Origin of the sequence: Lysinibacillus telephonicus (assembly GCF_039654155.1) — a bacterium.
Taxonomy (GTDB): Bacteria; Bacillota; Bacilli; order Bacillales_A; family Planococcaceae; genus Ureibacillus; species Ureibacillus telephonicus.
Genome location: NZ_CP155468.1, coordinates 3,300,573 through 3,327,448 on the forward strand (window position 1 = coordinate 3,300,573; position 26,876 = coordinate 3,327,448).

The 26,876-nt window shown below is 34.9% G+C and carries 29 protein-coding genes; 20 read left to right on the top strand and 9 right to left on the bottom strand.

The window, feature by feature from the left end; genetic code table 11:
• Nucleotides 1-69: 69 nt before the first annotated feature.
• Nucleotides 70-441 carry a S1 domain-containing post-transcriptional regulator GSP13 gene (yugI, locus tag MKY04_RS15985; RefSeq protein ID WP_346234699.1) on the bottom strand — a complete coding sequence of 124 codons (372 nt, stop codon included), beginning with the start codon at nt 439-441 and terminating at the stop codon, nt 70-72.
• A gap of 343 nt (nt 442-784) precedes the next feature.
• Here yugI and MKY04_RS15990 point away from each other — a divergent pair, with 343 nt between their 5' ends.
• Nucleotides 785-994 carry a helix-turn-helix domain-containing protein gene (locus MKY04_RS15990; protein WP_126295407.1) on the top strand — a complete coding sequence of 70 codons (210 nt, stop codon included), beginning with the start codon at nt 785-787 and terminating at the stop codon, nt 992-994.
• Nucleotides 995-1,039: 45 nt separating this feature from the next.
• Here MKY04_RS15990 and MKY04_RS15995 read toward each other — a convergent pair whose 3' ends face one another.
• On the bottom strand, nt 1,040-1,300 hold the full coding sequence (locus MKY04_RS15995; protein WP_185807783.1) for a DUF1871 family protein: 261 nt from the start codon (nt 1,298-1,300) through the stop codon (nt 1,040-1,042).
• 68 nt (nt 1,301-1,368) lie between these two features.
• Between MKY04_RS15995 and MKY04_RS16000 the strand changes: the two genes are divergently transcribed.
• The 8 genes from MKY04_RS16000 (at nt 1,369) to MKY04_RS16035 (ending at nt 10,488) form a co-directional block, all read left to right on the top strand.
• Complete coding sequence (locus tag MKY04_RS16000; RefSeq protein WP_126295409.1) at nt 1,369-2,556, top strand: MalY/PatB family protein; 1,188 nt, start codon at nt 1,369-1,371, stop codon at nt 2,554-2,556.
• A gap of 284 nt (nt 2,557-2,840) precedes the next feature.
• The gene (locus MKY04_RS16005; RefSeq protein ID WP_346234700.1) at nt 2,841-4,328 is read left to right on the top strand and encodes a sensor histidine kinase; all 1,488 of its coding nucleotides are present in this window, start codon (nt 2,841-2,843) and stop codon (nt 4,326-4,328) included.
• The gene (locus MKY04_RS16010; protein WP_126295410.1) at nt 4,325-4,993 is read left to right on the top strand and encodes a response regulator; all 669 of its coding nucleotides are present in this window, start codon (nt 4,325-4,327) and stop codon (nt 4,991-4,993) included. The genes MKY04_RS16005 and MKY04_RS16010 overlap by 4 nt, the downstream gene beginning before the upstream one ends.
• 290 nt (nt 4,994-5,283) lie before the next feature.
• Entirely contained in the window at nt 5,284-6,324 is a 1,041-nt protein-coding gene (locus tag MKY04_RS16015; protein WP_126295411.1) for a DctP family TRAP transporter solute-binding subunit, read from the top strand.
• Between the two features lie 82 nt (nt 6,325-6,406).
• A complete protein-coding gene (locus MKY04_RS16020) occupies nt 6,407-7,447 on the top strand; it encodes a DctP family TRAP transporter solute-binding subunit (protein WP_346234701.1) in 1,041 nt (346 codons plus the stop codon).
• Between the two features lie 65 nt (nt 7,448-7,512).
• On the top strand, nt 7,513-8,004 hold the full coding sequence (locus tag MKY04_RS16025; protein WP_346234702.1) for a TRAP transporter small permease: 492 nt from the start codon (nt 7,513-7,515) through the stop codon (nt 8,002-8,004).
• Nucleotides 7,985-9,256 (top strand): TRAP transporter large permease subunit, encoded by a 1,272-nt coding sequence (locus MKY04_RS16030; RefSeq protein ID WP_346234703.1) that lies wholly within the window; start codon nt 7,985-7,987, stop codon nt 9,254-9,256. Before MKY04_RS16025 ends, MKY04_RS16030 begins: the two co-directional genes overlap by 20 nt.
• A 23-nt stretch (nt 9,257-9,279) precedes the next feature.
• The gene (locus MKY04_RS16035; protein WP_346234704.1) at nt 9,280-10,488 is read left to right on the top strand and encodes an MFS transporter; all 1,209 of its coding nucleotides are present in this window, start codon (nt 9,280-9,282) and stop codon (nt 10,486-10,488) included.
• Between the two features lie 14 nt (nt 10,489-10,502).
• Here the strand turns inward: MKY04_RS16035 and MKY04_RS16040 are convergent, their stop codons facing one another.
• Nucleotides 10,503-10,718, bottom strand: coding sequence for a hypothetical protein (locus MKY04_RS16040; protein WP_126295869.1), 216 nt, complete (start codon nt 10,716-10,718; stop codon nt 10,503-10,505).
• Nucleotides 10,719-10,743: 25 nt separating this feature from the next.
• The gene (locus MKY04_RS16045; protein ID WP_126295870.1) at nt 10,744-11,331 is read right to left on the bottom strand and encodes a peptidylprolyl isomerase; all 588 of its coding nucleotides are present in this window, start codon (nt 11,329-11,331) and stop codon (nt 10,744-10,746) included.
• A 361-nt stretch (nt 11,332-11,692) separates the two neighbouring features.
• Here MKY04_RS16045 and MKY04_RS16050 point away from each other — a divergent pair, with 361 nt between their 5' ends.
• A complete protein-coding gene (locus MKY04_RS16050) occupies nt 11,693-12,919 on the top strand; it encodes an MFS transporter (RefSeq protein WP_126295871.1) in 1,227 nt (408 codons plus the stop codon).
• 401 nt (nt 12,920-13,320) lie between these two features.
• The gene (locus MKY04_RS16055; RefSeq protein WP_346234705.1) at nt 13,321-15,168 is read left to right on the top strand and encodes a transglycosylase domain-containing protein; all 1,848 of its coding nucleotides are present in this window, start codon (nt 13,321-13,323) and stop codon (nt 15,166-15,168) included.
• A 93-nt stretch (nt 15,169-15,261) separates the two neighbouring features.
• Here the strand turns inward: MKY04_RS16055 and MKY04_RS16060 are convergent, their stop codons facing one another.
• Nucleotides 15,262-15,825 carry a DUF5366 family protein gene (locus tag MKY04_RS16060; RefSeq protein ID WP_126295873.1) on the bottom strand — a complete coding sequence of 188 codons (564 nt, stop codon included), beginning with the start codon at nt 15,823-15,825 and terminating at the stop codon, nt 15,262-15,264.
• 183 nt (nt 15,826-16,008) lie between these two features.
• Between MKY04_RS16060 and MKY04_RS16065 the strand changes: the two genes are divergently transcribed.
• Genes MKY04_RS16065 through mnhG form a run of 7 tightly spaced genes read left to right on the top strand, consistent with a single transcriptional unit; the run spans nt 16,009 to nt 21,772 of the window.
• Entirely contained in the window at nt 16,009-18,429 is a 2,421-nt protein-coding gene (locus tag MKY04_RS16065) for a Na+/H+ antiporter subunit A (RefSeq protein WP_346234706.1), read from the top strand.
• Complete coding sequence (locus MKY04_RS16070) at nt 18,416-18,838, top strand: Na(+)/H(+) antiporter subunit B (RefSeq protein ID WP_346234707.1); 423 nt, start codon at nt 18,416-18,418, stop codon at nt 18,836-18,838. Before MKY04_RS16065 ends, MKY04_RS16070 begins: the two co-directional genes overlap by 14 nt.
• The gene (locus MKY04_RS16075; RefSeq protein ID WP_346234708.1) at nt 18,838-19,179 is read left to right on the top strand and encodes a Na(+)/H(+) antiporter subunit C; all 342 of its coding nucleotides are present in this window, start codon (nt 18,838-18,840) and stop codon (nt 19,177-19,179) included. The genes MKY04_RS16070 and MKY04_RS16075 overlap by 1 nt, the downstream gene beginning before the upstream one ends.
• On the top strand, nt 19,172-20,662 hold the full coding sequence (locus MKY04_RS16080; protein WP_346234709.1) for a Na+/H+ antiporter subunit D: 1,491 nt from the start codon (nt 19,172-19,174) through the stop codon (nt 20,660-20,662). Before MKY04_RS16075 ends, MKY04_RS16080 begins: the two co-directional genes overlap by 8 nt.
• Nucleotides 20,663-21,142 carry a Na+/H+ antiporter subunit E gene (locus MKY04_RS16085; protein WP_346234710.1) on the top strand — a complete coding sequence of 160 codons (480 nt, stop codon included), beginning with the start codon at nt 20,663-20,665 and terminating at the stop codon, nt 21,140-21,142.
• Entirely contained in the window at nt 21,139-21,420 is a 282-nt protein-coding gene (locus MKY04_RS16090) for a Na(+)/H(+) antiporter subunit F1 (RefSeq protein ID WP_346234711.1), read from the top strand. Before MKY04_RS16085 ends, MKY04_RS16090 begins: the two co-directional genes overlap by 4 nt.
• Entirely contained in the window at nt 21,404-21,772 is a 369-nt protein-coding gene (gene mnhG / locus MKY04_RS16095) for a monovalent cation/H(+) antiporter subunit G (RefSeq protein WP_346234712.1), read from the top strand. Before MKY04_RS16090 ends, mnhG begins: the two co-directional genes overlap by 17 nt.
• A gap of 130 nt (nt 21,773-21,902) precedes the next feature.
• Here the strand turns inward: mnhG and MKY04_RS16100 are convergent, their stop codons facing one another.
• Together MKY04_RS16100 and MKY04_RS16105 are read right to left on the bottom strand one after the other, a co-directional pair.
• Nucleotides 21,903-22,091, bottom strand: a complete 189-nt coding sequence (locus tag MKY04_RS16100; protein ID WP_126295881.1) for a hypothetical protein — start codon at nt 22,089-22,091, stop codon at nt 21,903-21,905.
• Between the two features lie 94 nt (nt 22,092-22,185).
• Entirely contained in the window at nt 22,186-23,694 is a 1,509-nt protein-coding gene (locus MKY04_RS16105; RefSeq protein ID WP_346234713.1) for a leucyl aminopeptidase, read from the bottom strand.
• Nucleotides 23,695-23,845: 151 nt separating this feature from the next.
• Between MKY04_RS16105 and MKY04_RS16110 the strand changes: the two genes are divergently transcribed.
• Complete coding sequence (locus MKY04_RS16110) at nt 23,846-24,322, top strand: divergent PAP2 family protein (protein ID WP_346234714.1); 477 nt, start codon at nt 23,846-23,848, stop codon at nt 24,320-24,322.
• A 60-nt stretch (nt 24,323-24,382) separates the two neighbouring features.
• On the opposite strand, the gene MKY04_RS16115 is transcribed toward MKY04_RS16110, so the two are convergent.
• Both MKY04_RS16115 and MKY04_RS16120 read right to left on the bottom strand, forming a co-directional pair.
• The gene (locus tag MKY04_RS16115; RefSeq protein ID WP_346234715.1) at nt 24,383-24,712 is read right to left on the bottom strand and encodes a YuiB family protein; all 330 of its coding nucleotides are present in this window, start codon (nt 24,710-24,712) and stop codon (nt 24,383-24,385) included.
• 109 nt (nt 24,713-24,821) lie between these two features.
• Nucleotides 24,822-25,319: an NUDIX hydrolase gene (locus MKY04_RS16120; protein ID WP_346234716.1), complete on the bottom strand. Its 498-nt coding sequence runs from the start codon at nt 25,317-25,319 to the stop codon at nt 24,822-24,824.
• A 140-nt stretch (nt 25,320-25,459) separates the two neighbouring features.
• Between MKY04_RS16120 and MKY04_RS16125 the strand changes: the two genes are divergently transcribed.
• Entirely contained in the window at nt 25,460-26,668 is a 1,209-nt protein-coding gene (locus MKY04_RS16125; protein ID WP_346234717.1) for an ISL3 family transposase, read from the top strand.
• The last annotated feature ends 208 nt before the right edge of the window (nt 26,669-26,876 follow it).

Below are 26,876 nucleotides of genomic sequence, written 5' to 3' on the forward strand. Positions count from 1 at the left end.
ACTCACGCTTATGTATGAATGGTAAAAAATAAAGAAGGCAAGCGGTTAATACCACTTACCTTCTTTGCTTTAATGTCCTGATTGCTCGATCCAATCTTTTAATTTTTCCTTTAAAGATTTAAACCCGTTCGCATCATTTTCATCAACATGATCCTGCAGCGTTTTTCTTGGCTGTTCTTTTTTCTTTTGAGGAGGTGCAACTTGTAACGCACGTGTTGATAAGCTTATCTTATCTGAATTCTCATCAACATCTAATATTTTCACTTGAATTTCATCCCCAATTTTTAAATAATCCGCAACATCTTTAACGAAACCATATGTGATCTCTGAAATATGGACGAGACCCTGTGTTTGTTCGTCTAATGCAACAAACGCTCCATAAGGCTGAATTCCAGTTACTTTACCCGTTACAACTTCACCTACTTCATATTTTTTTGCCATAAAACTTCCTACTTTCTTTATCTACGTAAATGTCATGTTAAATTATAACATATGTATATACGCTGAACAAAGAATCACCCTATTACCCAAAATTTGTCTTTTTTGATACTTATTAATTTTAATTTAGCTTTTGAACGCAAGATAAGTTAATTTGAAAGTGATTCAGTTTTGCTATCTACTTTAACTAACTTCCTAAAGTTCAACATTGATAAGACATTTATCAAAATTAAGTCTTGCGAGTATCTCTGATCATTTGATTTTTAACAAAGTATTCACATAATTTCGATAAAAAAATAATTATAATATATACTACTAGAAAAAATTAGAAAGGAAGGAGATTAAGTTGAAACAAAAACTTCATGAACAATTAAAAATTTTACGAGAAGAACGCAATTGGTCATTAGAGGATTTATCAAAGAAAACTCAGGTAGGCGTTGAAAAATTAGCTCTTTATGAAAAAGGTGAGCTAGTCCCTTCAGTTCAAACGATATTAAAACTTTCCAATGTACTAGAAGTGCCAGCATCAAATTTAATGGACGGAATTCAGGCATAAAATAAGGATTTCCTTAAATTTTAAGGAAATCCTCTCTTTTTTATTTCAAACGATGCATTTAGCTTCAAATTTTATCGCAATCAATTTATAGGAGATCGCGACACACTTTTCAATAGGAATCCACTGTTCAAAAGAATGTTCATATGTTGTTTGAATTACTTTTGCAAGCTTTGAAGGATCATCAATCCCTTGAAGTGCAGCAACAACATCCGCACATTCTGTATCATAGCTATCTACACCAAGTTGAAACGGGTCCCATTGTTTTAAAAGCTCGATCGCTTTTTGATTCATCTCAATATTTTCCAAAGTTTTCACCCTATTTTTACAAATTACTATGATATTATATAATACATATCAAAAAAAAGAAATGAGTGATGCTTGTGTTTAACTTTGATGAACAGTTTAATCGAAAAAATACAAATAGCTTAAAGTGGGATTTATTTAAAGAGCGTGTAAAAGCTAAATATAATGTAGAAGACGCTTCTGAAATATTACCTATGTGGGTAGCTGATATGGATTTTGCAATTCCACAAGTAATTACAGATGCCATCAAAGAAAGACTAGACCATCCTATATTCGGATATTCTTATGTAAGTGATGCTTGTAAAGAGGCAATTCAAAGCTGGTTCGAACGACGCCATAATTGGACAATCGATCCAAACACAATTATGTTTCATCAAGGAGTAGTTCCTGCACTAGCAACGATTATCGAAACTTTTACTGAACCTGGCGATAAAATTTGTATTTCAACACCAGTTTATCCGCCTTTCTTCAGCATTCCTAAAGCACAAAATCGTGAAGTGATTGAATGTGATTTAGAATTAATCAACAATTCTTTTGAAATTGATTTTTCGAAGCTCGAAGAACAATTTAGATTAGGTGTTAAAATGTATATCCTATGCAGCCCACACAATCCTGGAGGTGTAGTGTGGTCAAGAGAAGATCTAGAGAAGCTTGTTCAATTATGTATTCAATATGACGTCTTATTAATCTCTGATGAAATTCACGCTGACATTGTGTTTGATGGATATAAACATATTCCAACTTTAACTGTTAAAGATGCAGAAAAAGCAAAAATTATTACATGCATTGCACCAACAAAAACATTTAATATCGCTGGGATTCATGCAGCAATGATGGTTGTTCCTAATGTTGAACTGCGCAATAAGCTCAACTTAAACAAAGCTGCTCATGGTCGTGATGATTTAAATATCCTTGCATCAGCAGCTGTAAAAGCAGCCTATGAAGAAGGCGAACAATGGGTTGACGAAATGATTGCTTATGTATCAAACAATATGGACTATGTTGTTGAACAGTTGAATCAATTAGAAGGTATTCGGGTAACAAAACCTCAATCAACATATTTAATATGGATTGATTATCGTGGAACAGGTCTTTCCGAAGAAGAAATGATGCTCCGTTTATTAGAAAAAGGAAAACTAGCAGTTGAACCAGGTACTAAATATAGTGAGGCTGGTAGAGGCTTCCTGCGAATGAATGTTGCATGCCCATTAGCAACTGTTAAAGATGGCGTTGAACGATTTAAAAAAGCTTTATCTTAAAATCTTTAAAGAATCAGTGATCTTTTCACTGATTCTTTTTTACTATCCCCACTATTAATTCCCCTCTTTTTTCCTATTCCTCTTTCAACTCAAATCTACTTTATTTATAATATAGTAATATACAATCTAATCTTAAAATTATAAAAATAGATACTTGTTAAAATGGGGTGTATATATTGTTGTAGCACATACAACAAATCATTATGGAAAAATTATCTCTACAATTTAAAATGTTTATCTTTTCATTTGTTATCGTACTTTTTTCCATTATAACGAGTGGCGCAATGATGATTCATAATATTGCGGGAGCTTTCGAAAAAGAATTCGGTGCTAGAGCAATTGCTATCGCAAGAACTGTTGCTCAAATGACAGATGTTCAGGAAAGTGTCGGAACAGATGATGGGTTCGAAGTAATTCAACCTATCGCTGAACGAATTCGATTAGCAACAGATGTCGACTATATTGTTGTATTTGATATGAATGGTGTTCGGTACTCCCACCCTTCTGAAAGTAAGATTGGCACAATACTAGAAGACATTGATGAAAATGTAGCATCTTCGCAGCATGAATATATTTCAAAAGCTCTTGGAATTCAAGGCTTTTCAATTCGAGCTTTCGTACCCATCATGAATAGCGATGCAACAAAACAAGTAGGGGTTATTAATGTTGGGATTTTATCACCTAAATGGTACATCTTAGTGGGACAATATAAATCCGATATTTTAATCTCTTTATTTTGGGGTATTGTTATTGGTATGATTGGCTCTATTTTAATTGCAAATCATATTAAGCGGCAAACACTCAATCTAGAGCCTTACCAAATTGCTCGAATTGTGCAAGAACGGTCAGCTATCATGCAGGCAATGGATGTTGGGATTCTTGCAACAGATGAAAGTGGAAAAATCACTTTTATTAATCGTTTAGCGAGGCAATATACACACTTTTTCTATAAGGACGGTACACTCCAAAAATTATTTAAAGATACATGGCTTGCTGAAGAACAGATTGAACGGCACGACAGCTATCGTCCACTACTGCTCTTTGATCAAATGTATCTAGTTCGAACTTTTCCAATTCGTATACATGAAAAAAATGCCGGTTTCTTAATAATGATAACAGATCGAAAGGAAGCGCATACATTGGCAGAAGAATTAACCGGTATAAAGGCACTTGTCGATACATTGCGAGCTCAGCATCATGAATCTTTAAACAGACTACATAGTATAGCTGGTTTAATTCAGCTTGACCGAAATGAAGATGCATTAAGCTTAATTATTGATGAAATCACTGATGAAGAAACGGTTATTCAAAAACTGCGGGATAAAATTCACGATTACTCTATACAAGGTTTATTATTAGGAAAACACTCACGCGCCAAGGAACTAGGGATTGACTTAAAGTTAGATGATGACTCCTATTTACTTGACTTCATGACAGGTTTTTCTGGCGGCGATATGGTAACCATCATTGGAAATTTATTAGACAATGCAATGGAAGCGTGTTTACCAAAAGAAACACGCGACGTCAATATTCTACTCCAAGGTGACAAACACTTTTTATTTATCGAAGTTCAAGATAGTGGGATTGGAATTAAGGGGAATCCAAATAAAGTATTTGACTATGGATATAGTACAAAGAAGCGAGATGGACATGGAATTGGAATGGCTCTAATTAAACAAATTATTGATTCAAATAAAGGAACAATCCATATAGCAACAGAGATAAACATCGGAACAACCATAACTATCAAAGCAGGGGTGAGAAATTCATGACAAATATTACTGTATTTATAGTAGAAGATGATCCAATGGTTTTAGACGTTAATAAAAGCTTTTTACAAAAAATAACGGGTTTTGAACTTATAGGGGAAGCACAAAACGGAGAAGATGCTATTAAGCAAATCATCAAAAAGAAACCAAATTTAGTTCTACTCGATATGTATTTGCCAGATATTTCTGGTATGGAATTATTCCTAAGGCTTCGAAATGAACGTCTTCCAAGCGATATCATCATGATAACCGCCGCACGCGATGCAAAAACTGTTCAAGAATTCATTCGAATGGGTGCATTTGATTATTTAGTAAAGCCATTCCGTTTCGAAAGATTTCAAACTGCACTGCAAAATTATTATCAAAGTACAAAAAAATTAACTGCTTCAACAACATTATTACAAGAGGACATCGATGAATGGTTTGGACATAAGCATGAATCTCACACTCTACCAAAAGGATTAAATGACATTACGATGAAGCAAATTCAAGATGCATTGAATGAAATTGATGGTCCAATCACTTCCGAACAACTTGCACAAAACGTTGGAATGGCTCGCGTAACTGTTAGGAAATATTTAGATTTCTTGGCGAACAAAGGGAAAGTTCATATCGATTTAAAATATGGGACAGTTGGCCGCCCAACAAAATTTTATTCAATTAAATAAGAAGAAATGCATACGGGACTCTTTTAATGCGAGTCGTTTAATGTAGGCATTACTCATTTTACCTAAACCCTATGTATTGGCCACATAAACTTATAGTACGATTGCCATTCATAAGCTTATAAACTCAATGTTTATAGGCTTTTTTATTTGTTTTATAACAGAGACAAAATAAAAATAATTGTTATATACCACAAATACCAAAATGTCCATTATCACCACAATATTGTGAATTTTATTAAATCTATTATGATAAATTTAATCGCATTTAACTCTGTCAGGAGCGGATAGAAATGAGACCTGTCTATGGAATAATTACATTTAGTTTTATTGCCATGATCGCTATTATTGTGCTCATTTCCTATCAACCAAAAGAATATCCGACCGACTATGAACAATTAAGTACTGATGAACGAATTGTAATTCGTTTTTCTCACGTTGTAGGTGAAAATACCCCAAAAGGGATGGCAGCGAGGAAATTTGCGGAACTAGTAAAGGAACGTAGCAATGGTTATATAGAAGTGCAGGTTTTTTCAAACGGAACTCTTTATAAAGATGGCGAGGAAATGAATGCGCTTTCTCGTGGAGATATTCAGATGATAGCACCTGCGATTTCAAAACTAACTGAGCTAGTTCCTGAAATTTCTGTATTAGATTTACCCTATGCTTTTTACACCCTTGATGAAGTACATGAGTTTGTTCAAAGCGACGCAGGTAATAAATTAACAGACAAACTAAAAAATCATAACTTGCTCGTAGTCGGACTATGGGATAGCGGGTTTAAACAAATAAGCAATAGTATCCGACCTATAGAGCATTATAGTGATTTAAGCGGTTTAAGAATGCGAATTATGCCAAGCAATATTTTGGAAGAACAATATGCTGCCGTTAATGCACAAACAAAGCGGATAGATTTCAACACTGTTTTTAATCAATTACAAAAAAGAAATGTAGACGGTCAAGAAAATACGTTGACGAATATTACCAGCAAAAACCTTTTTTCTCTACAAAACTATTTAACAATTAGTAATCACGGTTACCTCGGCTATTTCCTGCTATTTAATTTGGACTTTTGGAATAGTTTGCCGGAGGATGTACAACAGCTATTAACCGAAACATTGGCGGAAGTACAAGAATGGGAATGGGAATTAACAAAACAGTTAAACGAAGAAAAATTACAGGATATTGAAAATTGTCAATGTATTCAAATTCACTATTTAAGTGATGAAGACCAAAAAGAATGGGAAGAAAAATTTGAACCCGTTTATGACTACTATAAAAATCATTACGGTGACGAATTTATTAAAGCGCTTCCAAAGAATCAACAGGAATAACTCTTTCTATTTCGGTTAAAGAGAGATGATTGCCATCTCTTTTAACAATATAAATTACTAAAGATTTAAGGGGGACAAGAAAATGAAAAAATGGTTATTGCTAACGATTATTAGTATTTTCGCATTAGCATTAGCAGCCTGTGGCGGAGGAGAAGAAGGAGGAGGCAGCAATAAATCAAGTGAAGAATATACTGCTGAAAATCCGTTAATCATCAAATTCTCTCACGTTACTGCTATAGATAGTGTAAAAGGTCAAGCAGCAGACAAATTCGCTCAATTAGTTGATGAAAAAACTGAGGGGAAAGTTAAGGTAGAAGTTTACCCTTCTTCACAATTATATGGAGACAACGATGAACTTGATGCGTTAGTATCTGGAAACGTACATATGATCGCTCCATCTGTAACAAAAATGGTGAAAATTGACCCACGTTGGCAATATGTTGACATGCCTTATCTATTTGAAGACGAAGAGCATGTTCAAGCATTCTTTGAATCTGATGTAGCAAAAGAGTTAATGAACTCTGATGCATTAGCTGCAAACGATATTAAAGGGTTGGCATTCTGGCCAAATGGTTTCAAACATTTCTCAAACAATAAACACCCATTAGTAACTGTTGAAGACTTTAAAGGTTTAAAATTCCGTGCACAAGCTGGACAAGTGTTAGAAGCACAATTTGAAACTTTAGGTGCAGGTTCTGCAACAATCGCATTCGGTGAAACTTATGCAGCACTTCAACAAGGAACTGTAGATGGCGCTGAAAATCCATACAACAACTTCGATACAATGAAGTTTTATGAAGTACAAAAATACTTATCAACATCACAACACGGTCGCCTTGACTATGCAATTTTTGTAAACAAATCATTCTGGGAATCAATTCCTGCTGATCTTTTAGCACCTGTTGAAGAAGCTCTTGCTGAAGCAACTACTTATGCACAAGAATTAGCAGCTGAAGAAAATGCGAAATCTTTAGAAAACGTAAAAGCTTCAGGTGTTGTAGAAGTTTACGAAATGACACAAGAAGAACGCGATGCTTTAAAAGAAGCTTTACAACCTGTTTATGAAGAGTTTGAGGAAACAATCACACCTGAATTAATCGAGGGAATTAATGCTTTAAAATAGTTTTATTTTGAGTGCCGATTATTCGGCACTCCCTCTTTATTTAATCTAAAAGGAGTGAGACTAAAATGTTACAGAAAGTTTGGACGTACTTTGAAGAAATAGCAGCTGGAGTATTCTTTTCAATTGGTATATTTTTAATTTTTTATGGCGTTCTAATGCGTTATGTTCTAAACGACCCTCAAGCATGGGTTGAGGAAGTTGCAAGATATTCGATTATTTGGGGCACGTTTTTAGGCTTCGGTTTAGCATTAAAGCATAACCAACATATTCAAGTTGATATCCTATTCGATAAATTAAATAAACCGATGCAATTTATACTAAATATTGTAGCGACAACTTTAAGTATTATCTTCTGCTTAATTTATACATATTACGGATTCGTACTTGTAGAAAATCGTTACACATCTGGAATGGTATCACTAGATGTAGGGATTCCTATGTGGGTTGTTTACTTAATCTTACCAATTTCAGGAATACTATTTTTACTTCGTTTCATCGAGAGATTCGTAAACATTCTGCGTAGAAAGGGTGAAGAATATGCTAACCCTCTTAATTAGTTTCTTCGTATTAGTATTTTTACGTGTTCCTGTTGCCATTAGTTTAGCATTATCTACTATTTTCGTTCTATTTATGTCCGATTTTAATATGAACATGATGCCGCAGCGTATGTTTACGGCTCTCGACTCCTTCCCTATGATGGCCATTCCGGGGTTTGTACTCGCTGGGGTTATTATGGCTCGCGGCGGTATTTCAAAATATTTAATTGAAGCATTGCGTTCATGGGTTGGCCATTTACCTGGTGGACTTTCAGTTGTTACGATTTTAGCCTGTGCTATCTTCGCAGCGATTTCAGGTTCTTCCCCTGCAACGGCTGCTGCGATTGGTTCAATTATGATTCCAGCGATGCTGGCTGCTGGGTATGATAAAAAATATTCTTTAGGGCTTGTAGCTGCTGGGGGTACGTTAGGTATTTTAATTCCTCCAAGTGTACCGTTAATCATTTATGGTATTACTTCAGAAGAATCGATTGGTCAGCTATTCATGGCTGGGGTTATTCCTGGACTTGGTTTAACAGCCGTTTTAATTATTGCTGCCATTATTTATGCAAAACGAAATGGCTTCAAAGGTGATGAAAAGGCTTCATGGAGTGAACGTGGCCGTAAATCATTAAAAGCAATCTGGGGTGCATTTTTACCGATATTAATTTTAGGTTCCATTTATTCTGGTGCAGTTACTCCAACGGAATCAGCAGTTGTAGCGGTTGTTTATGGTCTTATTGTTTCAGCCTTTATTTATCGCGAATTAAAATGGAGAGATCTTCGTCCTATCTTTGTAGAATCTATTAACGTTACGGCCATGATCTTCCTTATTATCGGCGCTGCTTCATTATTTGGTTTGTACTTAACGAATGAACAAGTTCCACAACAAGTGGGTCAATGGATTTCTGAAAGCGGCATGAATAAGTGGACATTTATGATTATCGTCAATATCCTATTCTTCATTTTGGGGATGTTCTTAGAGGCTGTATCGATTATTTTAATTGTACTTCCTATTCTTTTACCAATCTTAGCTCACTTTGATATAAACTTATATCATTTCGCTATTATTATGGTAATCAACTTAGAGCTTGGTATGATTACACCACCTGTCGGATTAAACTTATTCGTCGTAAGTGGTATTGCAAAAGAAAAACTTGGGGTTGTTGTTAAAGGGGTAATTCCATTTATTATTCTTATGATTGCATTTTTAGCATTAGTTGTTTTATTCCCGCAAATGTCGCTTTGGTTGCCATTTGGCAGCGGTGAATAAAATAAGATAAGAAGGTGTTCTTAATGTTCACAAAGGGGTATTCAATAAAAGATAAACAGTTTTGGATTGTTGTCCTGAGTCTTGGTTTTGCATCATTGTTTACATTTGCTGCATTTTACTCATTTCAGCCGCTCCTCCCAATATTTGTGGAGGAGTATTCCATCTCTGTTTCATATTCAAGTATGTCAATGTCAGTGACAACTGTTTCTCTCATTGCAGGTTTAATTGTTTTAGGGTTTCTTTCGGATCGAAATGGACGAGTTTTATTTATAAAACTGTCCATTTTTCTTTCTATATTGCCATTTCTTATTATCCCTTTTATTGATTCATATTTCGTAATTATTATGTTGCGTTTTGTACAGGGGTTCACTTTGGCTGGTGTGCCTGCTGCCGCGTTAGCGTATATCGGCGAGGAAATTGATTTAAAATCAAGTCATATTGCGACAGCACTTTATATTTCATCTAATCCACTAGGTGGAATGATTGGGAGAATATTAGCTGGCTTTATATCGGAAAGATTTCACTGGCAATTGTCGTTATTTATAATTGTCATATTTGGACTAATTATTTTTCTATTTGTGTTATTTGCTTTACCTAAATCGAGAAATTTTACCCCAAGCCCGAAAAGTTTCAAAGAGGATTTAATTGGATTTAGCTACCATTTAAAAAATCCATCACTTCTTTTAATGTTTGGTCTAGGGATTGTTTTACAAATAGCCTTTACAGGGACTTGGACATATTTACCTTTCCATCTAACTTCCCCGCCATTTTCATTATCGCTTGAAACTATTTCATTTATTTACTTTACTTATAGTTTTGGCATAATTGGTGCACCAATTGCAAGCTGGTTATCTAGTCGATTTACTTTAGAAAGAGTTAGATCTTCCTCAATTGTCATTCTAACATTCGGTGTGTTATGTACTTTACACTCTTCTTTAATTTTTGTATTAATCGGTCTATGCGTTTTATGTTTTGGCTTTTTCACTGCCCATTCTTTAACTGCAGCTTACGTAAGTAAAAACGCTACACATTTGAAAGGAAGCGCATCAAGCCTTTATTTAGTTTCTTATTATATAGGAGTTGCATCAGGCAGTACGTTAATCGGTCCTTTATGGGAAAGTTGGGGATGGAGAGGCATAGTATATTTTATGACGATATTACCGATTGTCTATTTAATTTTTTTCCATTTATCTTTAAAACAATTAAAGAAAAAAGGAGAGGTCGCATCTTAGACCTCTCCTTTTCACTATTGCTCAGAGTTATTTTGCACATTCTGCTGGCGTTCACGCAATATACGTTCTTCTAAGCTTTTCGTTTTCATTTCTTGCTTTTTTGATAAACGTTTAATCCACATAAACGCTAAAACACATAAAATAATTAAAATTAAAAATTCAAAAGCTGCTGGGATATATGCTGTCTTATCCTCTGGAAAATATAAAAATCCGAAAGCAATTGTGCCCATATGTTGTCACGCTTCTTTCATTTTATTATTCGATAACTGCAATTGATTCAATTTTAACATCTTCTAATGGTTTATCGCGCATATCTTTGTCAACGTTCGCAATTTTGTCAACAACGTCCATTCCTTCAACAACATGACCGAATACAGTATGTTTGAAGTCTAACCATGGTGTACCGCCTACGCGAGCATATTCTTCGATAATTTCTTTTGGATATCCTGCTTGTTCCATTTGTTGAATCATATTGTTTGGCGTATGTTCCATTTGTACAATAAAAAATTGTGATCCATTTGTATTTGGACCAGCGTTTGCCATAGATAATGCACCGCGCAGATTAAATAATTCTTCATTAAATTCATCCTCAAAAGAATTACCCCAAATCGATTCGCCGCCCATACCTGTTCCTGTTGGGTCGCCACCTTGAATCATAAAATCAGAAATAACACGGTGGAAAATAATGCCGTTGTAATAACCTGATTTTGCATGGCCTAAAAAGTTTTCAACTGTTTTCGGTGCATGTTGTGGGAATAATTTTAGTTTGATTGAACCTAAAGTTGTATTCATTTCAACTAATACTTCACCTGGATTTAACTCTTTTGATAATTGTGGAAACATTTAAAGTCTCTCCTTTTATTTAAATATGTTCATTTTAGGTAATCATTATATAAGAAAAGCGGAAGCCCTCTGTTCAGCCCCGTGCCACTTCTTGTCACATCTATATAACAGGCGGCAAATAACTTCATTGAAAGCGGAGCATCAGATGAATAAACTCTCTTTATGAACGAAAAGACATTCTTCTTCAGTATTATACATTCTTATATAGATGTTACCATCTTATACCTCGTTACAGTTTAACATAGAATGTTTATTTTTTCCGCTAATACCTTTTAACTTTCTTCGTGTCCCGAAATTAGTTATACTGTCAAGTGACTATCGAAAACAGTCAAAAGAATGGCTAGAAAGAATGTGTATTTTTATGTCCAATCGAAAACATAATTTCATCATTATTTTAATTTCAAATTTTATAGTTTCTGGATCTATGACGATGATTATGCCCTTTTTATCACTTTATATAAACACTTTTGGAAATTTCTCAGAAAGCTATGTACAAAAATGGGCAGGCATCATATTTGCGGCGACTTTTATTACAGCATTCATCATGTCTCCAATATGGGGAAGAATTGCAGATAAATATGGCTATAAACCCATTATGATTATAAACTGTTTTGGCATTGCAATAAGTATATTTTTAATGGGCTATGTACAAAATGTAACGCAGTTTTTCCTATTGCGTTTATTTATGGGGATTGTTACAGGCTTTATCCCCACTTCAATGGCGTTTATTAGTAAACACACTCCGAAAAATATCGCTGGGAAAACTCTCGGTACACTTCAAATAGGCAGTGTTGGAGGATCATTATTTGGTCCTGTTTTTGGCGGTTTTTTAGCTGATGCTGTCGGTTTTAGCTATACGTTTATTTTAACTGCTTCTTTAATTACAATTGCTGCAATTATCATCATCTTTGGAATTCACGAACCAGAAATTATAAAGAAACCAAATAACACTATCTATTCGCGTAAAAATATTATTTGGTCCATTTTTCATCATCCTCTAATACTAAATATTATGTTTGTAACATCTTTAATTCAAATCGGTAATTTTAGTATTCAACCACTACTTTCATTATACGTTTCACATTTAACCGCATCAGAACAGGTTGCCTTGCTTGCAGGAATTACCTTTAGTGCAGCAGGAGTCGGTAATCTTTTAATTGGACGCTTCTTTGGCAAGTTAGCTGATGCAATCGGCTACGAGAAAGTATTAACCGCGCTATTATTTATTAGTGTACTCTTTATTATCCCACAAGCCTTTGTAACGTCCCTTTGGCAATTAATTGTTTTGCGATTTTTATTCGGGATATTTTCTGGCGGCTTAAACCCAATTACAACTGCCCTTATTCGCCGTGAAGCACCGATTGAAGTGCAAGGTGAAATTATGGGATATAATCAAAGTTTCCGCTTCTTGGGTAATATTATTGGACCTGTTTTAGGAGGCTTTATTAGTGGATTAGCGACCATTTCATCTGTTTTTTATTCAACAGGTCTATTATTCTTGATTGCCGCAATCGTCGTCTTAATTATTCAAAAACTACCAAGGAAATATTTAGAAGATGTTTTAAAAAATCATGCCCGAACTATGTAAAGGTTTTGCTTAATAACGGAAAAATTCCGCAAAAGTAGATTAATCATTATTTACATTCAGCAGGTTCAAATTAGAAAACACAACATCCTACCACTGTAAGCTTAGTTGAACCCCTTTTATGATCGAGTCATACACTAGCTCCAGTAAGTCGTAGAGACACGTACAACACTTCTCTACGGCTTGTGTGGAGAGCAAGAACATCGTGTCCATTTCGCCATCGCTTCCTTAACCAATGCCATGTTAGCCACTTAGCCTGCTCACTCACTATATAATAATTTTTAATAGTCCTCCCCAATTAGGCCTCTTTTTAATAAAAGCTAGTTTTTTATCATCAAATGAAATACTCCACAATATAAATCTATGATATTCTAAGCTTATGCAAGATTACATGGAGGAATATTATGAAGCAAATAGTAGGCTATCTACTAATTATTTGTTGCTTTCCTATTCTTATTTCACTAGGTAAACAAATTTGGAAAGAAATTGATACAACAAATTCATACGAAGAACAAATTCAACAGCAAATACATCTACCTGAAATAACTAACCAACTACCTATTACCATGCTAGATAAAAATGGCAAGGTTTTTAACGAGGAATATGTTGAATGGAGACAACCTCTTCAATTAGAGGACATTCCCGATACTATTAAGCAAATTTATTTGCTAAGTGAAGATAAGGAGTTTTTCACTCATATTGGATTTAATTTAAGCGCCATTACAAGGGCCATTGTGGTCAATTCATCACAGCAGTCTAGTGAACAAGGCGGCAGTACCATCACACAACAACTTGTTCGAATGCGCTATTTAACTGAAGAAAAAACATACGAACGGAAATTAACAGAATTATTCTATGCTTATCATCTTGAGCAAATTTATGATAAAGAAGCTATTTTAGAAATGTACTTAAACGAGATCTATTTTAGCAATCAAGTATACGGAATTGGTGCAGCTGCAACATATTATTTTCAAAAGCCATTAGATGAACTATCCATTGCTCAAATGGCATTTATCGCGGCAATTCCAAACAATCCGTCTTTATATGATCCGCTTCGGCATTTCGAAAAAACGAAAGCAAGACAGGAAAGATTAATCGATATATTATCTGAAAACAATATCATTTCCCCAGAAGAAGCAAAACAATATAAATCTGAAAAAATTACGCTGCATGTCAAAGATAAAATACAGAAACATCCTGCATATAGCACATATGTATTAAATGAATTAAAGTCTCTTATTGCGAATAATGAAAATTTAGAAGAACAACTACATACAAAAACAGCTGAAGATAAAGCCAAAGTCGAAGAGCAAATTGATTCTAAATTACAGCAGCTGCTGCGAAAAGGAATAATTATTCATACTGCCCTCGACCCAAGTAAACAACAGGAGGATGAACAACAAATAGATTCCATTTTAGGCTTAGGCGAGTTACAAGCAAGTGCCGTTGTAATTGATAATTCAACTCGTGAAATTGTAAGTCTCTATGCTGGGAAACATTATAAAAAATATGATTTCCATAGAGCCTATCAAGCAGTAAGGCAACCAGGCTCGTCATTTAAACCATTAATTGTTTACGCTCCTCTTTTTGAAACAACTGATTATACGCCAAAATCTATTGTTAGTGGTGGTCATTACTGCATAGCGAATTTTTGCCCTCAAAATTATGGCGGAGGAGTCTATGGCAACGTATCTATTGCTACTGCTTTTCGAGATAGCTATAACACTTCAGCACTACGCTTATTTCATTTAATAGGACTTGAAACTGGTTTTCGCTATATAGACCGCTTTCATTTTGAATCAATTGTCCAAGAAGATAGAACCTATGCTGCTGGATTAGGTGGTCTTACATATGGTGTAACAACTCTTGAAATGGCGGATGCATATTCAAGTTTTATCGATGGTTCTTATGAACGTGCACATAGTATAAGAAAAGTGACAGATTTAGAAGGCAATGTTCTTTATAGTTGGAAAAATGAACGTGAAACAATTTGGTCCCCACATACAGTCAACTATATTCGATCATTATTAAGCGATGTTGTTGCTAGAGGTACAGGTAAAGGTCTATGGGTGGATTCATCTTATATCGGTGCAAAAACCGGTACAACGAATGACTATAAAGATTTTTGGCTGGCAGGATTAACAGATGAATATACTGCTGCTGTTTGGATCGGTTACGACGTTCCAAAATCAATGCAGTCAATGGAAAACGAAAAAGTACATTTTAAAATCTTTAATACGATTATGAATTAGGGATATGTTTAATAGTTTCTCAGTATTTCCTTTCAGTTTTAGTGAAAAGATTAAAGAAAAATGAGGAGTGGCATTTGATGTCACTCCTCATTTTTAATTTGCAAAAGGCAAGCTTGCCAAAATCCCATTATAAAGTTTTAGTACAACCACTATGATTAGCGTAAGGAAAATTGCCCAAAATAGCACTTCAAAAAAGATTAAACCAATCGTTCCAGTAATAGATAAATATTGGCTTAATTTATATATGTTATAAACAAAATATGATAATACAGTAAGAATAAAAATAATACACATTATAATTATCGACTGCATTCCGAAAGCAGATACGAGCGCCCCAAAGAAGAAAATAACATACCCGCCCCTTGCAACACTAATCGTTTCTCCAACCTTATCTCTGGAGAAGAATAACATCCCTAATTCGTGAATTGTTTCCCCAATTAATTTTAATGCTGAAAATAACATAAAAAAACAAAGGGCAAATACAATTAATAACAAAACACGCAATTCAAAATCAGTTAAAAATTCCCTCATCCCTGCATAAATGCCTATTGATGACAGCAGATTTAGTGACTCTCCTACTGCATAAATCCCAAAGGTTAAACTAAAAAGGAGTATCGAGAATAATGGTAAATAGCCATATAAATATGGATTTTTCATGAACTTTTCCTCATTTTCCGTATTTCTTATCCTATTTAATATAGCGAATACTAATTAGGTGAATCAAGTACTGAAATACCTAGCCACGAAGTGAATTATTGCATAAGAAATGTTATAATATTTTTTGATTGAGCTTTTAAATAATGATAAATTTTGGCTTTACTTTTTGAAAGGGGGATTATTTTGTTTCAAGTATTGTGTATTTTTATTCCAATACTAGCCGCGCTTTTTATACCATTTTTCTATAAGAAAGTTCGTACAATACATACTGGATGGTTCGTTTTAATTGTTCCATTATTTCTAGTAACGTTTTATGCACCTTATATACCTGTGGTAGCAAATGGTGATACAGTTATTGCGCAGTTAGATTGGATTCCTTCACTCGGAATTTCATTTGTGTCATATCTTGATGGACTAAGCTTACTGTTTTCTTTACTTATTTCAGGAATTGGCGCACTTGTTGTACTTTATTCGATTTACTATTTAGATCGTAAAAAAGAGCAGTTGCATAATTTTTATGTTTATTTGCTTATGTTTATGGCAGCAATGCTTGGTGTGGTACAGTCTGACAACATGATTACACTTTATTTATTCTGGGAGCTTACCTCTGTTTCATCATTTTTATTAATCGGATATTGGTTTAATCGAGATAAATCAAGGTTCGGTGCATTAAAATCAATGGTAATTACCGTTGCTGGCGGTATGATGATGCTGGGAGGATTCGTATCACTATCCTTAATGGGTGGGACATTTTCCATTCGCGAGTTGATCGAACAAGCACCAGAACTAGCAGCTCACGATACATTTATTATTGCCCTGCTGTTAATTTTATTGGGTGCGTTTACAAAGTCAGCTCAATTCCCATTTTATATATGGTTGCCAGATGCAATGGAAGCGCCTACACCTGTTAGTGCCTACCTTCACTCCGCAACAATGGTTAAAGCAGGTATTTATTTAGTAGCCCGCTTTACACCAATATTCGCGATTTCTGAAGTTTGGATTTGGTTGGTTGCTGGGATTGGTTTATTGACATTATTCTGGGGATCATTCTTTGCTGTAAAACAAACAGACTTAAAAGGAATACTTGCTTTCTCAACAGTAAGTCAACTAGGTCTTATAATGTCCTTGCTAGGAGTTGGAGCAATGGCCTATCATGTTGATGGTGCAGAGAATACTATCTTCAAATATGCAGCATTTGCGGCTATTTTCCATCTTATTAACCACGCAACATTTAAAGGTAGTTTGTTTATGATAGCAGGTATTGTCGATCATGAAACAGGTACTCGAGACATTCGGAAACTTGGTGGTTTAATGAGCCTAATGCCAGTAAGCTTTACTGTGGCATTAATCGGCAGCTTTTCAATGGCGGGACTGCCACCATTTAACGGATTCTTAAGTAAAGAAATGTTTTTAACAGCAATGCTATCCATTACAGAATTTGATTTCTTTAATTTTACAACTTGGGGAGTACTATTCCCTATCATTGCTTGGATTGCAAGCGTGTTTACTTTTATTTATAGTTTCTACTTTGTCTTTAAAACATTTACTGGAAAGCTTGATGTTGAGCAACTGCCAAAGAAGCCTCACGAAGCTCCTATCGGTATGTTGATTTCTCCTGTCATTTTAGCCGGCTTAGTTGTCGCAATATTCTTTATTCCAAATATCATTGCTGATACATTTATTAAGCCTGCTGTGACTGCAATTCAGCCATTCCTTTATTCAAGTCCTAAAGAAATAGACATACATGTTGCTGCTTGGCATGGAGAAATTACTCCAGAATTGTTGATGACTATTGGAATTGTAGTAATTGGTTTAATTGCTTTTATGCTTCTATCAAAATGGCAAAAGATTTACGATGCTTTCCCGCCAAAATTAACACTTAATAATTTATACGATTTTGTTATATATGAGCTTTCTGATACATGGATGAGTCGATTCTCTGGTCTCTATATGACAGGTTCAATTCGAAGTTATTTAGGATTTATGTTTGGCGGAATTTCGGTTATTGTTATTGGAACATTATTTATAAAAGACGCATTTACTATATCTTTTGAAGATACATCCAATATTTCCCTATATGAAATAATCTTAGTAATTGTTTTAATAATTGGTACAATTACTACGGTTTTTGCAAGATCAAGAATAACATCAATTGTTGCATTAGGAGCAGTTGGCTATACAGTTTCATTATTCTTTGTCATTTTTAATGCTCCTGACTTAGCATTAACGCAATTAGTAATCGAAACAATTTCTGTAGCATTATTCTTATTAGCATTTTATCATTTGCCAAAATTCCAAAAGGCAGAGGAGCGTACTCGCTTTAAATATGGCAGAGCTATCATTTCAGCAACTGTCGGCATTATGGTAACACTGTTAGCACTATCAGCACATTCACAAAAGTTAATACCATCGATTGCTCAATACTATAAAGAAACTGTATATACACTTGCTGGTGGCGGCAACATTGTAAACGTAATTTTAGTAGATTATCGTGGTTTCGATACATTGTTTGAAATTGCTGTATTGAGTATTGCTGGGATCGCAATTTATGGAATGATTAAGCTTCGAATGGGCAGAAAGGAGAAAAATTATGAAAACGAATGATGTTATACTGCAGTTTACTGCGAAAATTGTCTTCTTCATTATTTTCTTCTATGCTGTTCATATTTTCTTCGCCGGACACTATACACCTGGTGGAGGATTTGTTGGGGGCTTAGTAACTGCAAGCGCTATTGTACTACTTATTATTGCATTTGATTTAAAAAGGGTTCAGTCGCTATTGCCAATAAACTATATCTATTTAGTGGCTGTTGGATTGATTATAGCTTTAGGGACTGCAACATTCTCAATGATTGTAGGGAAGCCGTTTTTCACTCACTCCTTTGACTATTTTTACTTGCCTTTACTAGGAAAAACATCGCTTCATACCGCAGCATTATTTGATTTTGGCGTTTATTTGGTTGTTGTTGGCGTTACGATGACCATTATTCAAACGATTGGGGAGGATGAATAATGGAAATAGTTATGGCTTTTGTTTGCGGATTTCTTTTTATGTCCGCAATCTATCTGATTTTATCTCGTAGCTTGCTGCGGATTATCATAGGGACAGGATTACTTAGTCATGGGGCACATCTTCTTATTTTGACAATGGGAAGCTTTAATGGTAGTGCGCCCCCTGTTTTAGCAGATGGAACCACTGACTTTGTCGATCCGCTCCCACAGGCGTTAATCTTAACAGCTATTGTTATAAGCTTTGGTGTTACAGCGTTCTTTTTAGTTTTAGCATACCGTGCATATCAAGAATTAAAGACAGATGATATGACATTAATGAAAGGAAGTGACGACAATGAATAACTTTCTTTTATTGCCGATTATCATCCCATTTTTCTTCGGTATGATTTTAATGTTTGGACAAAAGAAAATAGCTTATCAGCGTATTACAGCACTTTTGGGATTAGTTATCTCAATAATATGTGCATTTGCGCTTTTAGCTAATGTCTACAAAAATGGTCCTCAAACTGTCACGTTTGGCAGCTGGCCTGTTCCATTTGGTATTACGATGGTTTCAGATTCAGTTTCAGCATTGCTTGTCCTAACAACATTAATACTTGCTTTCTTTATTGTTTGGTACGGATTTGGATCAATCGGAAAACAACGGGAACAATTTTTCTATTACTCTGGTGTAATGTTCATTATTACTGGGGTAAACGGAGCTTTTACGACAGGCGATATTTTCAACCTTTTTGTATTTTTTGAGGTTCTGTTAATGTCATCGTACTTGTTAATAGTACTTGGTGGTGAAAAAGCTCAACTTCGTGAATCTATTAAATACATTTTAGTGAATGTCATCTCTTCTGCTCTATTCGTTATTACAGTTGCATTTTTATATTCAGTAGTTGGAACATTGAATATGGCAGATATTTCAGAGAAAATAGCAGAAATAAACCAACCCGGTATTGTTACAGTTATTGCAGTGCTGTTTTTAATGGTATTTGGTATGAAGGCGGCTATTTTCCCTCTCTATTTCTGGCTTCCTAGTGCATATTCTGCACCGCCAATCCCTGTATTGGCTTTATTCGGTGCACTTCTTACGAAAGTCGGAGTTTATGCCATCATGCGTACATATACGTTATTTTTCACTCATGATTTATCATATACGCATGAATTACTGTTAATTTTATCAATCATTACAATAATTGCAGGATGTATTGGAGCTCTTGCTCATTTTGATGTAAAACAGATTATTATTTATAATATCGTCATTGCTGTCGGTGTTATTTTATTCGGTGTTGCTCAAATGAATGAGGCTGGTCTTGAGGGAGCTATGTTCTACCTTATCCATGATATGATTATTAAAGCCGCATTGTTTATGCTAATTGGAATTGTCGTTTATGTAACGGGGACATCAAACTTACGGAAAATGGGCGGATTAATGAAAAGCTACCCTGCTCTTGGTTGGTTTTATTTAATAGCAGCATTTGGCTTAGCTGGAGTACCTCCTCTAAGTGGTTTTATTGGCAAGCTACTCATAGTTCAAGGTGGCTTCCAAGCAGGGAATATTTGGTCCAGCATTTTTATATTAGCTTCTAGTATAGTTGTCTTATTATCTGTTATTCGTATATTTATTTATGCATTTTGGGGTGAGCAAGGACAACTTTCCAAAGAGGTTAATAAAACAACTTATAATCGTTTATTCTTCCCGACGATGCTATTAGTAGTCGTTTCAATTTTCTATGGTGTAGGTACAGAATGGATTACGCCGTTTATGGAAGATGCAGCAAAAATATTAACTGATCCTTCAATTTATAATGATGCGGTCATGAAAGGAGGAGAATAAATGTCCTTTCAAATTTTATTAAACCTATTTCTAGCTTTTTTATGGATGTTTTTATCCTCTAATTATTCCGTATCTCGTTTTATTATAGGTTATCTATTAGGGCTGCTAACGATACTGGCTTTAAGACGTTTCTTTAAAAATCGCCTTTATATAGATCGAATATGGGCGATCATTAAATTAGCATTTCTTTTTATAAAAGAATTAATTTTAGCAAATATATCTGTGTTAATTCTTGTATTAAGTCCAAAGCTGCAATTACAGCCAGCATTTTTTAAATACAATACTGAACTTACGCAAGAATGGGAAATTACCCTCTTATCTAATTTAATTACTCTAACGCCAGGTACTGTCGTTGTTCATGTATCTGATGATTCAAAATCATTATTTATCCATGTAATTGATAGTAATGATATCGATGAAACAATTGATTCAATTAGAAATTCGTTTGAAAAAGCAATATTGGAGGTGAGCCGTACATGACATATTTTCTTTGGGGAGCAATAGTAATTATTGCCCTTTCTATGGTTGCGATTCTATATCGTCTAGTGAAAGGACCTCATCCTTCTGATCGTGTCGTTGCACTAGACACTATAGGTGTTGCGTTGATTTGTTTAGTGGGGCTTTTTTCAATATTAGTTGATACTAGTTTCTTCTTAGAAATTATTTTACTATTGGCGATTCTGTCATTTATTGGAACGATTGCCTTCTCTAAATTCATAGAGAAAGGAGATATCATTACTCGTGACAATTCTCGCTAACATTTTAGTCATTTTCTTTATATCTTTTGGAGTGTTGTTTATCGTTGTAACTGCACTCGGTTTATTCCGATTACCCGACCTTTATACACGTGCTCATGCAGCTTCAAAAAGCTCTACTTTAGGAGTTATGTGTATATTGCTTGGTGTATTCTTTCACTTTTGGCTGCTAGAGGATCATTTCAATCCTAGTATACTTTTAGGTGTACTATTCCTATTTATCACTGGTCCTGTGGGCGGCCATATCATGAGTAGATCTTCTTACTTGGCGGGTATAAAACCTTGGTCAGGTACAGTACGTGATGATCTAAAAGATGAAGTAGAAAGAATGAAAAAAGAACAAGGAGTAAAATAAGGGTACTTAGCACCTTTAGCTTTAATGCAGACAAAAGGTGCCGTTGAATGTCTAGACGACAAAAAAAGAATTTCATAATACCATAATCAATAAAAAAGGAAGCGCGAATATAAAAAACGCGCTTCTTTTTTTAATAACGACGGTATGGTCTTCTGTATGGATAGTAGTATGGAGGATATGGTGGATATGGTGGATAATAAGGGTAACGATTATAGCCTGGATAAATTACATTACCTAGAAATCCACCTAAAAATCCGCCTAAAAAAGGATAGCCAAAATTAGAAAAACCATCATATCCACGATAATAATTTCTTGTCATACTAAACCTCCTTTTCTTAAGTAACATATGTAAAAAAAGGAGGTCTACCTATGCTATATGCCTATTAAAGCTTAACTTAACATTAAGGAGAAATTTAATTGAGTTGTTCGCCTAATCTTTCAATAAATGTTGCAAGAGTCCTTACCATAACACCTGTTCCTCCCTTAGGTCCTAGATCGTAGGCGGAGGTAGTATCAGAAGTGCCAGCAATATCTAAATGAATCCATGGTGTATCTCCTACAAATTCCCCTACAAAACCGCCAGCAAAAATCATATGACCGTCACTGCCTGGTGAATTATTTAAATCAGCAATATCTGATTTCCGAATACGTTTTTTATCTCTTTCGGTAAGCGGCATTCCCCAAACAAATTCTCCTGTCTCGATGCTCGCTTCTATAAATGAGTCAAAAAAAGCTTCATTATTTGTAAGAGCCCCTGTTTTATCATATCCAAGAGCAGTAATAACCCCTCCTGTTAACGTTGCAATATCAATTAAATAATTTGCTCCTTGTTGCTTTGCATAAGTCACAGCATCGGCTAAAACAAGACGTCCCTCTGCATCTGTATTTAATACTTCTACAGTTTTCCCACTATAAGTTGTGATAACATCATCTGGTTTGAAGGCATCTCCAGAAATCATATTGTCTGTTGATCCAATGACTGCAACTACATTTTTATTTGGTCTCAATTCACCAATAATTTTCATTGCTCCAAGTACTGCTGCAGCACCTCCCATATCCCCTTTCATACCTACCATGCCTGTTTTAGATTTTATTGAATATCCACCTGTATCGTACGTTACGCCTTTGCCGACTAGACCAACAACATCTTCCCATTTTTCCGTTGCTTGATATTTGATTGTTATAAGTCGAGGCTCTTCGGTAGATCCCTTGTTTACACTTAATATGCCTCCCATACCAAGTTCTTCTAAGTCTTCTTTATTTAATATTTCAATTTCGAAATCATATTGTTTAGCTAATTGTTCTGCGTAATTAGCTAGATCTTTAGCTGTCAATAAATTCGGAGGTAAATTCACTAAACTACGCGCTTCATTCACTGCATCTGCGTAAATTTTGCCCACTTCGTAGCTTGCTGCAATTTCATCAATATCTCCATCTGTCACAAAATGAACAGCATCCATATAGACATCTACTTCATTTGATGTCGTCTTATAATGTGGTACTTGATAAAAGCCTAATCCGGCACCTTCTGCAAATAAAAAGGCGATTGTTTGCTCATCAATCGGACTAGCAGTAAAAGATTCAAGCCAAATTGTAAATTCATTCGCTTTTAGGGCTCTCAACTGCTTTCCTACTAATCCAAACGTTTCTCTTAATTCATTTTCCGTTAATGTTTTAGTATCGCCTAATCCAACAAATAAAACCCTTTTAATTTTTGCATTTGATCCAGTGTAGGGGATTTTAGTCATTTTCTTTCTTTCGGTACCTATGTCGCCCGAACGTATCCATTCTTCCACATTTTCACCATAAAATGATACGAAATTATTCCAACCTTTTATATGGTCACAGTTTTTTTGTACTCCTACAATTAGCAGCTCCGTATCCACTTGATTAAATGTCTTTGCTTCTTTTACTATTTTCACGTAAACACCCCTCCATTTTACTACCTATATTATAGTTAAGCTTTTTAACTATATCGAATATTTCGTATTACGAATTTCTTTGATATTGATTTCTCCTAATTTAGTTATGTTATACTGAAACAAAGATTATGAAGGGTAGGGATTGTTTATTTTGGCACTTTTTCAAAATGCACCTTTACTTTTAGCTCTTTTTTCTATTCTATTTGCACAATTCGTTAAAGTACCAATTCATTTCATTTTTACAAAAAAATTAGACTGGTCTTTATTGACTTCTACTGGTGGAATGCCAAGTTCTCACTCAGCAGCAGTGACAAGTCTTGCAACAGGAATCGGCTTTGAAACCGGCTTAAATTCCCCTACCTTTGCTGTTGCAGCAATGTTTGCAGGTATTGTTATGTATGATGCAAGCGGTGTCCGCTATCAAGCTGGACAGCACGCAGTAATCATCAATCGAATGCGAAATGAATTAGCATTATTCTTCCGTGAGATTAAACATTGGCCTGAGAAGGATGAAAATGAAAAAATTCAGGAATTGAAAACATTGCTTGGACATAAGCCAAGTGAAGTATTTTCTGGTGCAATTACCGGAATTTTAATTTCGGTTGTATTTTATACTGTCATTATTTAAAAAGCAGTACAACGGTTTTTGGTCGTTGTACTGCTTTTATTTGCAAAATTTTACTTACAGTTAGAACATTCGATATCCAGCTTTACGCAAATAGATCATAACTATGCCAGCAACAATTGCACCCGCGAAACCGCCAGATAAAATCGTAATATCAACAACCTGTAACGCTTGGATTTTGTCAACTAAGGCAGGAAACGCTGATCCTGGTTTAAAAATATAATCTAGAAAACTTACTTCATCAACAATAAATATTACAACGATAGGATAAACAATTGCCATTAACCATGTCATACGAAGCAGCATGTTCAATAAAAAGCCAATACCGAAAAACATTACAAAGAAAAGTACTACAGAGATGATTAATTGAACTAACGAAACTGAACCACTCATTTTATGTATACCTCCGTTTTCCAATCACTAGTTTACATGAATACTTGAATGCTTTCAAATAGAAAAGAGAAAGAGCCTTTGTTCAGTTTCAAAAAATGTGCTTTAAAATTCACTTATTAAAAAATAATTTATAGGTTGAATATTCAAAAACGTCACCGGGATTTATATCCTCTTTTTTACAGAGCTGATATTTTAGTAATTCATGACTTGCCATTTCTTGGAGCATAACTGATGCTTCCCCGCCATCAACAAGTTCCTCTACTGATAGCCAGCTAACATCGGATAATTCCTTTTCTTGAATCAAAACATTTTGTTTCTCATCAATTGGCTTACAATAGAAAATAGCCATATTATCACTTACTTCATTACGAATTACACCTGAACGAAAGCCAACTAAACCAGTAACCTCACTATCAATCCCTGTTTCTTCCTTTATCTCACGCACAGCAGCTTCATCTGCTGTCTCTCCTGCCTTCACAAACCCTGCTGGAAGCGACCAAACCCCTTTTAAACCACTATATTTCTTTTTTACGACAAGCCATTGTCCTTTTGAGTTAATTACTACTCCAGCTACCCCTAGCCAAACCTTGCCTCTATCTTGCTTCATTCTCCATCACCCTTTGTAATTTAGGTTCTATAATAAATGTTGGGGTTTTTAAACAATTTCTAAAATAAAAATGCACAACATCACCTATTTTACTATACTTGAATTGACGAGAAACAAGTAGTAAAGGTGAGTTGTGCAATATGAATTTTAACATGCATTTACCAGGATTAAAAGGAGTAAACCTTGAGGAAATTGTTGAACAAGAAAATAGAATTTTAGTGTATATTTCAATACCCATAAAAGAACACATTTGTCCAGCATGTGGTGAAAAGACGTCGAAAGTACATGACTATCGAATGCGTAAGATTGGGCATCTTCCAATGTGGGGACGTTCAACGCAATTGATGTATAAATGCCGCCGTTATCGTTGTATTTGTGGGAAGCGATTTGCCGAAAAGGCCCCATTTGTTGAGCGTTACCAGCGTTTTTCTAAGGAAACAAATCAAGCCATGATTATTCAATCGGTTAAATCAAAAACATTTAAAGATGCTGCAATGATACTCAGTACATCCATTTCAACGATACTACGTAGATTCAATAAACAGACAAAAGCAGCGTTACCAGAAGGGTTTCGTTTACCAAAGGCGATTGCCATTGATGAATATAAAGCAGATACAGATGCCGGGGAATATCAGCTAATTATAGCAAATGCGGAAACACATGAACCAATTGATATTTTGCCGAATCGGCGACTACAAACGATAAAAACATATTTACAAAAATATGGACAAGATGTAGAAATTGTTGTGATGGACATGAATGGAAGCTTTAAAGCAGCTGTCCATCAAGCATTAGCAAAGCCAATCATTGTAGCGGATCGATTCCATTATTGTCGTTATATTCATTGGGCTTTAGATGACGTCAGAAGGAAAGTTCAAAAAGAAATGCATGCTTATGATCGCAAAAAATGTAAACGTATGCGATTTGTTTTACATAAAAACTCTGCAAAATTAACAGAAGATGAGCGTTGGTATTTAAACCGTTATCTTGGATTATCACCTGAATTAAAAAAAGCCTATGAGTTAAAAGAAGCGTATAAAAAGTGGTTTACACAAGCTAAGGAAGAGAAGAATATTCAAAAGGTGAAGGAAGGTTTAGAAGCGTTTTACCGCAAGGTAGAAGAGGCAAACATTCCATCTTTTATAAAACGTATTCAAACGATAAAAAACTGGCAGGTAGAAATCTTAAATAGCTTTGTCTTTAACTATTCAAACGGGTTTTTAGAAGGTATTAACAATAAATCAAAAGTGCTCAAGCGAAATGCTTATGGCTTCCGCAAATATGAGCACTTTAAAGCAAAAATATTATTAGGTCACATGTATAGAAAAATAGGGTTGTATGTTGGGTGAGGGAGCGAAGCGAGCCGCGACCTACCCATACATTCCTTCCTCGCTACGCTTCGGAAGAAATGTATGGGCAGGAAAAGTTAATCTTATACTCAAATTCTCTTGTTCTCTCAAGTGTTACCCCAACATTTGACAAAGGACCGTAATTTATACAGATATCTTTTATTATACTAATGATATTTTTCAATTAACATAAAAACCCATTCATTCA